Below are 12,947 nucleotides of genomic sequence, written 5' to 3'. Positions count from 1 at the left end.
AAAAGATTGTTATGCTTGAAACATGCGTGCAGCATCCCCAGATAGTGGGAGTATGCAGAAATGAGAGTGAGGCTGGCTGATTAACCGTCCTGAAGGTGTCGGAAAAGGTGCGACGTGGAGTTTCCCGCGCGTCTTACGTAGAATCGGTACAGAATGTTGCCAATGAAATTTATCCAGGAGACGGTAATGTCATACAGTGGCGATCGTGAATATACTGCACCGCACAATGCGCTGGTGCCAATGGTGGTTGAACAAACTTCGCGTGGTGAGCGTTCTTACGACATCTACTCCCGTCTGCTGAAAGAGCGCGTCATTTTTCTGACCGGCCAGGTTGAAGACCACATGGCCAATCTGATCGTGGCGCAGATGCTGTTTCTGGAAGCTGAAAACCCGGAAAAAGATATCTATCTCTACATCAACTCACCTGGCGGTGTGATCACGGCCGGTATGTCGATCTACGACACCATGAAATTTATCAAACCGGATGTCAGCACCATCTGTATGGGACAAGCCTGTTCAATGGGTGCGTTCCTGCTGACGGCGGGTACTAAAGGCAAACGTTTCTGTCTGCCAAACTCACGTGTAATGATCCACCAGCCGCTGGGCGGCTATCAGGGCCAGGCGTCAGATATTGAGATCCATGCGCGCGAGATCCTGAAAGTTAAGCAGCGTATGAATGAGCTGATGGCTGAGCACACCGGTAAAACGCTGGAAGAAATTGAGCGTGATACCGAGCGTGACCGTTTCCTCTCTGCAAGTGAAGCGGTAGAGTATGGATTAGTCGATTCAATTCTGACGCATCGCCAATAAGACCCGACTTACCGTTGTCCCTGGTCTATAGTTAACAGGACAACGGTACTATTATGGGTTGAATGAATTTCGGCCGTCTATGCACGGCCTGAGCCGTACGCGGGTATGGCCTGAGAACAAGAAGAGGTTAACTGATGACAGATAAGCGCAAAGACGGTTCAGGAAAGTTGCTGTACTGCTCTTTTTGCGGCAAAAGCCAGCATGAAGTGCGAAAGCTGATTGCCGGGCCGTCAGTGTATATCTGCGATGAGTGTGTTGACCTGTGCAACGACATCATTCGCGAAGAGATTAAAGAAGTTGCCCCGCATCGTGAACGCAGTGCGTTGCCAACCCCACATGAAATTCGCCATCACCTCGATGATTATGTCATCGGCCAGGAAAGAGCGAAGAAAGTGCTGGCGGTTGCGGTCTACAACCACTACAAGCGTCTGCGTAATGGCGATACCAGCAATGGCATCGAACTGGGCAAAAGTAACATTCTGCTGATTGGCCCGACCGGTAGCGGTAAAACGCTGCTGGCAGAAACACTTGCACGCCTGCTGGATGTGCCGTTCACCATGGCTGACGCCACCACGCTGACTGAAGCTGGTTACGTGGGTGAGGACGTTGAAAACATCATCCAGAAACTGCTGCAGAAGTGTGACTACGACGTACAGAAAGCACAGCGCGGCATCGTCTACATTGATGAAATCGACAAGATCTCACGTAAGTCAGATAACCCGTCGATTACCCGTGACGTGTCTGGTGAAGGCGTACAGCAGGCTCTGCTTAAGCTGATTGAAGGCACCGTCGCTGCCGTTCCGCCGCAGGGTGGACGTAAGCATCCGCAGCAGGAGTTTTTGCAGGTTGATACCTCGAAAATTCTGTTTATCTGCGGCGGCGCATTTGCCGGCCTGGACAAAGTGATCTCCCAGCGTGTGGAAACCGGATCCGGTATCGGCTTCGGCGCTACTGTCAAAGGGAAGTCGCAGAAAGCCAGCGAAGGCGAACTGCTTTCACAGTGTGAACCGGAAGATCTGATCAAATTCGGTCTGATCCCTGAGTTCATCGGCCGTCTGCCTGTGGTCGCGACCCTGAGCGAGCTGAGCGAAGAAGCGCTGATTCAGATTCTGCGTGAGCCGAAAAACGCCCTGACAAAACAGTACCAGGCGCTGTTTAACCTGGAAGGTGTTGAGCTGGAGTTCCGTGACGAGGCGTTAACCGCCATTGCGAAGAAAGCGATGTCACGTAAAACCGGCGCACGTGGTCTGCGTTCCATTGTTGAAGGCGCGTTGCTGGAAACCATGTATGACCTGCCTTCCATGGACGACGTGGAAAAAGTAGTGATTGATGAATCAGTTATTGAAGGTCAGTCTGAGCCGATGTTGATCTACGGTAAGCATGAAGCGCAGGCATCTGGCGAATAATTAAACAGATCGTCCATGTTGTATTAATAAAAAAGGGGAAAATGTTTCCCCTTTTGCTTTTCTCGCCTCTGTGACGTTGAATGTCGGACAAGCATCCCCATATACTCAGATACCTGTGGGTTTAACTGCATACCTGCCTGATGCGGTTCCCATCACCTGGCGGACATTAAACAAAGAGAGAGCTCTATGAATCCTGAGCGTTCTGAACGCATTGAAATCCCCGTGTTGCCGCTGCGCGACGTGGTGGTTTATCCGCACATGGTAATTCCGTTGTTTGTTGGCCGGGAAAAATCAATTCGGTGCCTTGAAGCCGCAATGGATCATGATAAAAAAATCATGCTGGTCGCGCAGAAAGAGGCTTCAACGGATGAACCTGGCATTAACGATCTCTTTTCAGTAGGGACCGTTGCCTCAGTATTGCAAATGCTGAAACTGCCGGATGGCACCGTCAAAGTCCTGGTTGAAGGTTTACAGCGCGCCCACATTACGACGCTGGCCGATAACGGTGACCATTTTGTGGCACAAGCTGAATATCTGGTTTCGCCAGAGATTGAAGAGCGCGAGCAGGAAGTCCTGGTGCGCACGGCGATCAATCAGTTTGAAGGCTACATCAAACTCAATAAAAAGATCCCACCAGAGGTTTTAACCTCGCTGAACAACATTGACGATGCGGCACGCCTTGCCGACACCGTCGCAGCACATATGCCACTGAAACTGGCAGACAAACAGTCTGTGCTGGAGATGTCCGACGTCAACGAGCGTCTGGAATATCTGATGGCGATGATGGAATCTGAAATCGATCTGCTGCAGGTTGAGAAGCGTATTCGCAACCGTGTTAAGAAGCAGATGGAGAAGAGCCAGCGCGAGTACTATCTGAATGAGCAGATGAAGGCCATTCAGAAAGAGCTGGGCGAGATGGACGATGCGCCTGACGAGTACGAAGCGTTAAAACGTAAAATCGACGCGGCCAAAATGCCGGAAGAAGCGCGCGAGAAAGCCGAAGCCGAACTGCAGAAGCTGAAAATGATGTCCCCGATGTCCGCCGAAGCGACCGTGGTTCGCGGCTACATCGACTGGATGGTGCAGGTTCCGTGGAACGCGCGCAGTAAAGTGAAGAAAGATCTGCGAAAAGCGCAGGAGACGCTGGATATCGACCATTACGGCCTGGAGCGCGTGAAGGATCGTATTCTTGAGTATCTTGCGGTTCAGAGTCGCGTCAGCAAAATTAAAGGGCCAATTCTGTGCCTGGTCGGACCGCCAGGGGTAGGTAAAACCTCTCTGGGTCAGTCAATCGCTAAAGCGACCGGCCGTAAGTATGTGCGTATGGCGCTGGGCGGCGTGCGCGATGAAGCGGAAATCCGTGGTCACCGTCGTACTTACATCGGCTCTATGCCGGGTAAATTAATCCAGAAAATGGCGAAAGTCGGGGTTAAAAACCCGCTGTTCCTGCTGGATGAAATCGACAAGATGTCTTCTGATATGCGTGGCGATCCGGCTTCAGCGCTGCTGGAAGTGCTTGATCCTGAGCAGAACATTGCGTTCAACGACCACTATCTGGAAGTCGACTACGACCTCTCTGATGTGATGTTCGTGGCAACATCGAACTCAATGAACATCCCGGCACCGCTGCTGGACCGTATGGAAGTGATTCGTCTGTCGGGTTACACCGAAGATGAGAAACTGAACATCGCGAAGCAGCATCTGCTCACCAAGCAGATCGAACGCAACGCCCTGAAAGCCAGCGAAATTACGGTTGAAGACAGCGCGATTGTCGGCATTATCCGTTACTACACCCGTGAAGCCGGTGTGCGTAGCCTTGAGCGTGAGCTGTCGAAGTTGTGTCGTAAAGCAGTGAAATCACTGCTGATGGACAAGACTAAGAAGCACATCACCATCAATGGCGAAAACCTCAAAGACTTCCTGGGCGTACAGCGCTTTGACTACGGCCGTGCTGACAGCGAAAACCGTGTTGGTCAGGTGACTGGTCTGGCGTGGACGGAAGTGGGTGGCGATCTGCTGACCATCGAAACCGCCTGCGTACCGGGTAAAGGCAAGCTCACTTATACCGGTTCTCTGGGTGAGGTGATGCAGGAGTCGATTCAGGCTGCGCTGACCGTGGTGCGTGCCCGTGCCGAGAAGCTGGGCATCAATGGTGACTTCTACGAAAAACGAGATATTCACGTTCACGTTCCGGAAGGCGCCACACCGAAAGATGGCCCAAGTGCCGGTATCGCAATGTGTACTGCGCTGGTCTCCTGTCTGACCGGTAACCCGGTGCGTGCGGATGTCGCCATGACCGGTGAGATCACCCTGCGTGGTCAGGTGCTGCCGATTGGCGGGCTGAAAGAGAAACTGCTGGCAGCGCACCGTGGTGGCATTAAGACTGTACTGATCCCGGACGACAACAAGCGTGACCTGGAAGAGATTCCACAGAACGTGATTGCCGATCTGGAGATCCATCCGGTGAAACGCATTGAAGAAGTGCTGAATCTGGCACTCGAAAATGCGCCATACGGCATGCAGGTCGCAACAGCAAAATAGTGATTAACGGCAAAAACCGTTAAAAAGCGGAGCTGGCAAGGCAATTGGCGCTTGCCAGCTTTTTTTTGTGCCGCTAATTTAGGTGGCTGCCGACGCGACGTTCTCAGAGAAATTCCGTTGTTTCGGCTCCACAGGCTTGATATAACTTGCTGCGCGTTCGTATCTGGCTGGATGCAGGGTACGATGTGAAATAATAAAAGAGGGGATGAATAGAGTGAATAAGTCACAATTGATCGACAAAATTGCTGCCGATGCTGATATTTCTAAAGCTGCAGCGGGACGTGTTTTAGATGCATTTATGGGCTCAGTTTCAGATGCACTGAAAGACGGTGATGAAGTGGCTCTGGTTGGTTTCGGCACATTCTCTGTGCGTGACCGCGCTGCACGTACCGGCCGCAACCCGCAGACCGGTAAAGAGATCACCATCCCGGCCGGTAAAGTGCCCGGTTTCCGTGCTGGTAAAGCATTGAAAGACGCTGTCAATTAATAACAACGAATAGATTCATTGACGCATTTTCTTCAGTGGATTAGAGGACGATTAACCCGTTCTCATGTAACATACGGGCACATCAATCAGATGTGCCTTTTTTGTTTTAACCGGTAAGAATCGGGCCGTAAGATGGACCTGGACCGGATTGAGACTGCCAGCTAAGCCAGCAGTTGCGTGAGTCGTCAGCCACTGGCGAATTGCGACCGAGCTTTACATTCACACTACAGCGGAGTGTTGCCATACCATGATGGACAATTTACGCGCGGCGTCGAACAATGTCGTGCTCAAGATTATTTTGGGACTGATTATGGTCTCCTTTGTGCTGACGGGCGTTGGCAACTATCTGATTGGCGGCAATAACGACTATGCGGCCAAAGTTAACGGTCAGGAGATTAGCCGTGGACAGCTGGAGCAGGCGTTCAACAGCGAACGCAGTCGTCAGCAGCAGATGCTGGGCGACCAGTTCTCACAGCTGGCCAGCAATGATGGCTTCATGCAGCAGATCCGCCAGCAGGCGCTGTCGCAGTTAATCGATCAGGCGCTGCTCGACAGCTACATCAAAGATCTCCACCTCAGCATCAGTGACGATCAGGTTAAGCAGGCGATTTTCAATCAGCAGGCTTTCCAGACCAACGGCAAATTCGACAACGGTAAATATCTGGCTCTGATCGGCAATATGGGCTTCAGTGCCGACCAGTACGCCGAAGCGCTGCGCAAGCAACTCTCTAATCAGCAGCTGATCAATGCCGTGGCTAACACCGACTTCACGCTGAAGGGCGAAGCCAGCCGACTGGTGGACCTGGTTTCACAGCAGCGCGATATTCGTCAGGCAACGCTGGACGTCAATGCACTGGCAGCGAAGCAGACCGTTAATGACGACGAAATCAGCCAGTATTATCAGCAGCATAAAACCAGCTTTATGGCACCGGAACAGTTCCGCGTCAGCTATATCCTGATGGATGCTGCCAGCATGCAGCAGGATGCCAGCGAGGCGGATATTCAGGCCTGGTACGACCAGCATAAAGCAGACTATTCACAGCCACAGCGTACGCGCTACAGCGTGATTCAGACCAAAACTGAAGCCGATGCTAATGCGGTACTGGCTCAGCTGAAAGGTGGCGCTAATTTCGCGGATGTGGCGAAAGCCAAATCCATCGACCCGATCTCTGCGCGTAAGGGCGGTGATATGGGCTGGCTGGAACCGTCAACAACCCCGGATGAACTGAAAAATGCCGGTCTGACTGAGAAAGGCCAGATGTCAGGCGTGATCAAATCTTCAGTGGGCTTCCTGGTGGTTCGCCTCGACGATATCCAGCCAGAGCAGGTTAAACCGCTGGATGACGTTCGCAGCGCGATTGCCGCGAAAGTGAAGCAGGAGAAGGGCGTTGATGCCTTCTACAAACTGCAGCAGAAAGTCAGCGAAGCGGCCAGCAATGACAATGAGTCACTGGCGGGTGCCGAGCAGGCTTCGGGTCTGAAAGCGAAAGAGACCGGCTGGTTCAGTCAGGATACGCTGCCAGACGCGCTGAATTTCGATGCGGTGAAGCAGGCGATCTTTAACGGGGGTCTGGTGGGTCAGAACGGCGCACCGGGCAACAACTCCGATATCATCACTGTCGATGGCGATCGTGCCTTTGTGCTGCGTATCAGCGAGCATAAACCGGAAGCGGTGAAACCGCTGGATCAGGTTAAGGCGCAGATCACCGATACGCTCAAGCACGATAAAGCGACGCAGCAGGCGAAAGCCCAGGCCGATAAACTGCTGACCGACCTCAAAGCCGGTAAGCAGGATGCGCTGACTGCCGCAGGTCTGACCCTGAGCGCCAGCAAAACCGTTGATCGCAATGCGCAGGATCCGGTTGCACAGGCCGCCTTTAATCTGCCTCAGCCTGCGGAAAATAAACCGTCCTGGGGTGTGAGCGAAGATATGCAGGGCAACGTGGTACTGGTGGCGGTTGATAAAGTGAAAACCGGCAGCATGCCGCAGGCGCAGATTGACGAAATGGTCAAAGGCGTCACGCAGAATAATGCGCAGCTGACGTTTGAAGCGTTACTGCAAAACCTGCGTAAAGAGGCCAAAATAAAGTACGGCGCTGCCGCACAAATGCAGTAAGCCTCGCAGAAACTGCGCAACGACTGTAACAATCAAAGGCCGCATTAGCGGCCTTTTCCATTTCTGAAATTCCGCTTTTGAGCCTTGTGCGCAGTAGTGCCACTCTGTCGCTGCTGTTTACACACAAGGAGAAACACAGCATGGCTAAACCTAAACTCGTTGCCCTCTATCTCTCGCTCGCGCTGGGCGGGGCACTCTGTCACAGCAGCGTCTCTGCGGCACCTGAACCGGCCAGCACAGCTGTCACGCAGAGTGCACATTCTGCGCCGAAAACGGAGGCCGCCGCGCAGCCACAGCAGGAGCAGGTCAGTATCAATGAAGCCACCGCCGAACAACTTTCTGCCGTTATGAATGGGGTGGGACTAAAAAAGGCCCAGGCAATAGTGAGCTATCGCGAACAGTACGGACCCTTTAGCGCGGTTCAGCAACTCAGTGAAGTGCCGGGTATTGGCAATGCGCTGATAGAGCGAAATGCTTCCCGGCTGAAATTGTGAGGTGCGACACATCTGTGATGCTTAACCCACGCTAACCGGGCGACTCTGCTAAAGTGAACAGGTCCAACCAGTAAACTTACAGTAGCAGGAGAGCATGACCATGCAGACCACCATAAAAGTGCGCGGCTATCATCTGGATGTCTATCAGCACGTCAACAATGCGCGCTATCTTGAGTTTCTTGAGGAAGCGCGCTGGCAATGGCTGGAAGAGGTTGAAGCATTCCACTGGTTGCAGGAACAGAAACTGGCTTTTGTGGTGGTCAACATCAACATCAACTACCGTCGCCCGGCTGTGCTGGGCGACGTACTGACTATCGATAGTGAGATCACGCAGTTAAACGGCAAAAGCGGCATTATTGCGCAGCGGGTTTTGCTGGCAGGTCAGGAGACCGTGGTCGCGGATGCGGCACTCACGTTTGTCTGTATTGATTTACGGACCCAGAAGGCGGTTGCGCTGGAAGGGGAGTTACGCGAGAGACTGATGCGTCTGATGGCATGAGCGGATAACGGGGCGGCAAATCCGGTTCTCTGCCGCCACGTCATGCAGCCTTACTTAAGGCCGCTCTTTGCTTTCATGGCTGCCATGACGCCAGCACGATCGTTGAGATAACCCTGTAAGCCATTGGCCCGTAAATGACAGGCTGCGCACTCACCACATCCGTCACCTTTCACGCCGTTATAGCAGGTCAGCGTCTCTTCACGAATCAGCGCAAGCTGCTGCCAGTAATCCGCCAGCGCCCAGGTTTCCGCTTTGTTAAGCCACATCAGCGGCGTCTCAAAACGCATCTCGCGCGCCATGCCAAGCGACACAGCATGGTTCAGCGCTTTGACGAACTCATCACGGCAATCAGGGTAGCCGGAGAAATCGGTCTCACACACGCCGGTGATCACTGCTTCCGCTTCGACCTGATAAGCGTAAACCGAGGCCAGCGTCAGAAAGAGAATATTGCGGCCCGGCACGAACGTACTGGGTAAGCCACTGGCCTCAGGATTGTAAGCCGGCACCGGAATGTTATCCCGCGTCAGGCTGCTGACGGCGAGTTCGTTCAGCATGGTGACATCAAGCACCTTATGCGCGCGGGCACCCAGTTTCATTGCCAGATCGCGGGCGACATCGATCTCTTCACGGTGGCGTTGACCATAGTCGAAAGTGACGCAGTGAACTTCATCATATTGCTGCAAAGCCTGAATCAGGCAGGTAGTGGAGTCTTGTCCACCGCTGAAAACTACAACAGCGCGTTTCATGGTGTTTTCCTGATCGTTTATTTTGCGCTTATGGTAATGCCTCAGTCCGCCGCTGAACAGCTGCAAGGCGGATCAATGGGCGGCGGAATCCATGCGCGGCTGAAATCGAACCAGCCCAGCGTGTTCAGTTCAATGCCTTCAACGCCAGGTGGCGCGTAGATTTGGTAGCGATAGTTAAACAGTGGCAGCAGGATGCCGTCCGTCATCAGCTGATGATAAAGCTGATGCAGCGCGCGGGTACGAATATCGCCGTCGGCTATCTGCTGGATCGCCAGCAGTTGCACCTGTACTTCTTCGCCCTGCGGCGTGGGCCACAGCCGTCGCCAGAGCGGGTCAATCTGCAACCAGTTGGCGAGCGTAAAGACCGGCGCATCGCCAATCAGCCGATCGCCCATCACGATATCCGCCTCATCAAGCGAGTCGATGCGGTACCAGCTTTTCACCGAATGAAAAACCACGTTCAGGGTGCAGCCGTGCTGTTTTAACAGGGCAACCAGCGCCTGTGACATCTGGTGCAGCTCAACCGGCAACTGATAATGCAGCGTCAGGGTCGCCGGCAGGGGAACCGGGACCGTATCCATCAGCGGCACATCCCAGCCGGGTAACAGCTCCCTGCTGGGTGTAATCAGACCCTCATCCAGTGGCAACCGGCTGACGATACCGCTTTGCTGGATCAGCTGGAAAAGCGTTTGCGCCTGCGCGGGTGTAAATCCGGTTCGTGGGCGGCAGACCAGATAACAGAAGCCCAGACTGATGCTGCTGCTGACCGGTTGCAATGTTTTGAGCTCTGAGGCATCGCCTATCGCAATCTGCACCGGATGACGACAGCTGCTGCCGAGAGCGGGATCAAACAGCTGAGGGGTAATCCAGTACTCCACCGCCTGCAACAGCGGGCGCTCCAGATGCCAGCGCGCATGACTTTCAATCCTGACCAGTTCGGCGCTGAAGTGCGCCCGTTTCCACGGCCCGCTGCCCGTGGCGGGATCATCGGGATGGGGCAGCAGGCACAACAGGTGGGCGAGGCGATGGGGCAGCCAGAAATCAGGGCGTCGCAATACAAAACGCAGCGCAAGCGGATGGGGTGCATCCACGCTGATCACATCGGCCAGCAACAGACCAACGCGCGGATCCCGCAACAGCTGGCGGAACTGCGTGACCAGTTGAGTGGCCTGCAGCGGTTCGTCGTTGTGCCACATCAACTGAGGCCGTAACCAGAATAACCAGCTACAGGATTCTTCATCGTGCTGCCAGTGATGCGCCAGATCGCCGACCGGCTCATCCTGCTCAAAACGGGTCAGACCGGAATAGATCTGGCGAACCAGGTGCTGTTCAGCCCGACCGGTAATCTGGCGCGGCGCGGTGCTTTCCATCGGACGGTAGTAGGGGATGCGCAGAACCGGCGTGTCGTTCTGCCACTGTCCACCCATGAGTGGCCGTAGCATATTGATCAGCCTTTCCGGCGCCAGATCCAGCAGCTGCAAGGCATCCGCCGCGTCTCCGGCAGCGAGCTGCCGTTGCAGCAACTGCTGTCTTAACTGTTCAGGCGTGCGCAGAAACGCTAATTGCCCCTGCTTGCCCCGGCCCGGCTCGCCGTGCCAGCTTAGCCAGCCTGCATGCTGCCATTGTGACAGCAACGTACGCAGATGGCGCTCGCTACAGATGCAGTGGCGCGCCATCTCTGCCACGCAGGTTTGCTGAGGCGCACCCTGGCTCTGCTGCCACAGGCGCTGAAACTGATTAAGACGGTTGAGCTGGCGCATATTAAACCCGGAACAGTTTTTTAAAAGTATTCACTATTAGTTCCGCAATTAACAGGCAATAGTGGAGTTCATCTTTCAGCAGGAGGTAAATCATGGTGCGTTTAGCGGCGTTTGATATGGACGGCACATTATTGCTACCGAATCATCAGCTGGGTCAGCAGACGCTGGATAGCCTGCAGGCGCTGCATCTGCGAGGCGTTAATCTGGCGCTGGCGACAGGCCGCCACCTGCTGGAGATGCAGATCTTACGGAAAAAAATGACACTGCCCGCATGGCTGATTACCGGTAATGGCACCCGCGTACACGATCAGTCAGGTCATCTCATTTTTGCGCGGGACCTGCCTTCTGTCGTCGCCGAAGAGGTCATCCACCGCCACTGGAATACACGCGCCTCGATTCATATTTTCAACGACCGGGGGTGGTTTACCGATCGGCCTCAGCCTGAGCTGCTGGTGGCGCATCAGATGAGCGGATTCGGTTATCAGCTGTGCGATCTTAAAAGGCTGCCCGCGCATCAGGTGACAAAAATCTGCTTTATTGATGAGCATCAGCGCCTGTGCCAGCTAAAAACCGAGCTGGATGCCGTACTGGGCGAGGACGCGAATATCTGCTTCTCTGCCGCGGATTGTCTGGAGGTGCTGCCCGCCAGCTGCAACAAAGGCAGCGCGCTGGCGCTACTCTGCGACCACCTGTCGCTGACAATGGCGGATTGCATGGCGTTTGGTGATGCGATGAACGATCGCGAGATGCTGGCGCACGCCGGAAAGGGTTTCATCATGGGCAATGCGATGGCGCAGCTGAAAGCCGCGCTACCGCATCTGCCAGTATTAGGGCATTGCGAGACACAGGCGGTGTCTCACTATTTAAATCACTGGCTGGCTACACCCGACCTCGCGTATTCCCCCGAATGCTGAGGATTGCCGTGAACCGGACAGGATGTCCGGTTTTTTATTCCAGCTCGCGCTGCCACGGCGTGATATCGCCAATATGTTTTGCTACCCATTCAGGCTGATAGTAGCTATCGGGATAACGTTCGCCGCTGTCGCACAGCAGCGTCACCAGCGATCCCGGCTGATTCGCTGCCCGTAACCGTTTCGCCACCTGCATCATGCCCCAGAAATTGGTGCCGGTAGAGGCGCCAGGCTTGCGTCCCAGAATCTTTTCCAGCTTCAGCATGGCGGCCAGCGTCGCACCATCCGGTACTTTGATCATCTCGTCGATCACATCAGGCATAAACGACGGCTCTACCCGAGGACGGCCAATTCCCTCGATCATACTGCCACGCGTACTGGTCAGGGTGGCATCACGCTGCTGCCAGTAGTCGTAGAACACCGAATGCTGCGGATCGACCACCAGCAGTTTCGTTTCCAGCCCCTGATAACGGATATAACGGCCCAGCGTGGCTGAGGTGCCGCCGGTGCCTGCACTCATGATCACCGTATGCGGAACCGGAAAGGGTTCATGCTGCATCTGGCGGAAAATGCTCTCGGCAATATTGTTATTGCCGCGCCAGTCGGTAGCGCGTTCAGCGTAGGTAAACTGATCCATAAAATGGCCCTTCAGCTCACGCGCCAGCCGTTCAGATTCCGCATAGAGCTGGCAGGGATCCTCGACAAAATGACACTGTCCGCCATAAAACGTGATCTGCTCAATTTTACGTTTCGCCGTGCTGGCGGGCATCACCGCTATAAACGGCAGGCCCAGCAGCCTTGCGAAGTACGCCTCAGAAACGGCAGTGCTGCCTGACGAGGCTTCGATAATCGGCGTATTCTCTTTAATCCAGCCGTTAGAGAGGCCATAGAGGAACAGGGATCGTGCCAGCCGATGTTTAAGACTGCCACTGGGATGGGTACTTTCATCTTTCAGATAGAACCAGATGCCGGGGAAGTCCGCCAGATCGAAACGGATCAAATGGGTCTCTGCCGATCGTTGAAAATCAGCATTAATTTCGTTGATAGCATGGCGAATCCAGCAGGTCTGCATCTCAGGCGTCCGGTAAAAAGTGATGCGGCTATTTTATGGCACGTGCAGGAAAAAGAGATTGCAAAATTACCGCTAAAATCGCGCTAATGGAGAAAATGATTCTCT

General features: G+C 54.2%; 11 protein-coding genes. 8 read left to right on the top strand and 3 right to left on the bottom strand.

Annotated elements, in window-relative coordinates:
* Positions 1 to 186 precede the first annotated feature (186 nt).
* The 7 genes from clpP (at position 187) to PU624_RS18090 (ending at position 8,353) form a co-directional block, all read left to right on the top strand.
* Positions 187 to 810 (top strand): ATP-dependent Clp endopeptidase proteolytic subunit ClpP, encoded by a 624-nt coding sequence (gene clpP / locus PU624_RS18120; protein WP_003850496.1) that lies wholly within the window; start codon positions 187 to 189, stop codon positions 808 to 810.
* 134 nt (positions 811 to 944) lie between these two features.
* Positions 945 to 2,216, top strand: a complete 1,272-nt coding sequence (gene clpX / locus PU624_RS18115; RefSeq protein ID WP_003850494.1) for an ATP-dependent protease ATP-binding subunit ClpX — start codon at positions 945 to 947, stop codon at positions 2,214 to 2,216.
* 186 nt (positions 2,217 to 2,402) lie between these two features.
* On the top strand, positions 2,403 to 4,757 hold the full coding sequence (gene lon, locus PU624_RS18110) for an endopeptidase La (protein WP_283546086.1): 2,355 nt from the start codon (positions 2,403 to 2,405) through the stop codon (positions 4,755 to 4,757).
* 214 nt (positions 4,758 to 4,971) lie between these two features.
* Positions 4,972 to 5,244 (top strand): nucleoid-associated protein HU-beta, encoded by a 273-nt coding sequence (gene hupB / locus PU624_RS18105; RefSeq protein WP_009091701.1) that lies wholly within the window; start codon positions 4,972 to 4,974, stop codon positions 5,242 to 5,244.
* A gap of 247 nt (positions 5,245 to 5,491) precedes the next feature.
* Complete coding sequence (ppiD, locus tag PU624_RS18100) at positions 5,492 to 7,360, top strand: peptidylprolyl isomerase (RefSeq protein ID WP_283546085.1); 1,869 nt, start codon at positions 5,492 to 5,494, stop codon at positions 7,358 to 7,360.
* A gap of 140 nt (positions 7,361 to 7,500) precedes the next feature.
* Complete coding sequence (locus tag PU624_RS18095) at positions 7,501 to 7,854, top strand: ComEA family DNA-binding protein (protein ID WP_283546084.1); 354 nt, start codon at positions 7,501 to 7,503, stop codon at positions 7,852 to 7,854.
* Between the two features lie 100 nt (positions 7,855 to 7,954).
* Positions 7,955 to 8,353 carry an acyl-CoA thioesterase gene (locus PU624_RS18090; RefSeq protein ID WP_283546083.1) on the top strand — a complete coding sequence of 133 codons (399 nt, stop codon included), beginning with the start codon at positions 7,955 to 7,957 and terminating at the stop codon, positions 8,351 to 8,353.
* Between the two features lie 50 nt (positions 8,354 to 8,403).
* Here PU624_RS18090 and queC read toward each other — a convergent pair whose 3' ends face one another.
* The gene (gene queC, locus PU624_RS18085; protein WP_283546082.1) at positions 8,404 to 9,099 is read right to left on the bottom strand and encodes a 7-cyano-7-deazaguanine synthase QueC; all 696 of its coding nucleotides are present in this window, start codon (positions 9,097 to 9,099) and stop codon (positions 8,404 to 8,406) included.
* A gap of 41 nt (positions 9,100 to 9,140) precedes the next feature.
* A complete protein-coding gene (locus tag PU624_RS18080) occupies positions 9,141 to 10,859 on the bottom strand; it encodes an SgrR family transcriptional regulator (RefSeq protein ID WP_283546081.1) in 1,719 nt (572 codons plus the stop codon).
* 92 nt (positions 10,860 to 10,951) lie between these two features.
* Between PU624_RS18080 and cof the strand changes: the two genes are divergently transcribed.
* A complete protein-coding gene (cof, locus tag PU624_RS18075; protein WP_283546080.1) occupies positions 10,952 to 11,773 on the top strand; it encodes an HMP-PP phosphatase in 822 nt (273 codons plus the stop codon).
* 34 nt (positions 11,774 to 11,807) lie between these two features.
* Here the strand turns inward: cof and PU624_RS18070 are convergent, their stop codons facing one another.
* Complete coding sequence (locus PU624_RS18070) at positions 11,808 to 12,842, bottom strand: PLP-dependent cysteine synthase family protein (protein ID WP_283546079.1); 1,035 nt, start codon at positions 12,840 to 12,842, stop codon at positions 11,808 to 11,810.
* Positions 12,843 to 12,947: the final 105 nt, after the last annotated feature.

The organism is Pantoea sp. Lij88 (genome assembly GCF_030062155.1).
In the GTDB taxonomy this organism is placed as follows: domain Bacteria; phylum Pseudomonadota; class Gammaproteobacteria; order Enterobacterales; family Enterobacteriaceae; genus Pantoea.
The sequence above is the reverse complement of the archived record's forward strand: the minus strand, read 5'-3'. Positions and strand labels throughout refer to the sequence as shown.

Excerpts from the sequence above, each read along its gene's own strand:
- PU624_RS18070 (WP_283546079.1), bottom strand. The coding sequence starts at position 12,842 with ATGCAGACCTGCTGGATTCGCCATGCTATCAACGAAATTAATGCTGAT.
- ppiD (WP_283546085.1), top strand. The coding sequence starts at position 5,492 with ATGATGGACAATTTACGCGCGGCGTCGAACAATGTCGTGCTCAAGATT.
- cof (WP_283546080.1), top strand. The coding sequence starts at position 10,952 with ATGGTGCGTTTAGCGGCGTTTGATATGGACGGCACATTATTGCTACCG.
- PU624_RS18080 (WP_283546081.1), bottom strand. The coding sequence starts at position 10,859 with ATGCGCCAGCTCAACCGTCTTAATCAGTTTCAGCGCCTGTGGCAGCAG.
- queC (WP_283546082.1), bottom strand. The coding sequence starts at position 9,099 with ATGAAACGCGCTGTTGTAGTTTTCAGCGGTGGACAAGACTCCACTACC.
- clpP (WP_003850496.1), top strand. The coding sequence starts at position 187 with ATGTCATACAGTGGCGATCGTGAATATACTGCACCGCACAATGCGCTG.
- clpX (WP_003850494.1), top strand. The coding sequence starts at position 945 with ATGACAGATAAGCGCAAAGACGGTTCAGGAAAGTTGCTGTACTGCTCT.
- PU624_RS18090 (WP_283546083.1), top strand. The coding sequence starts at position 7,955 with ATGCAGACCACCATAAAAGTGCGCGGCTATCATCTGGATGTCTATCAG.
- PU624_RS18095 (WP_283546084.1), top strand. The coding sequence starts at position 7,501 with ATGGCTAAACCTAAACTCGTTGCCCTCTATCTCTCGCTCGCGCTGGGC.
- lon (WP_283546086.1), top strand. The coding sequence starts at position 2,403 with ATGAATCCTGAGCGTTCTGAACGCATTGAAATCCCCGTGTTGCCGCTG.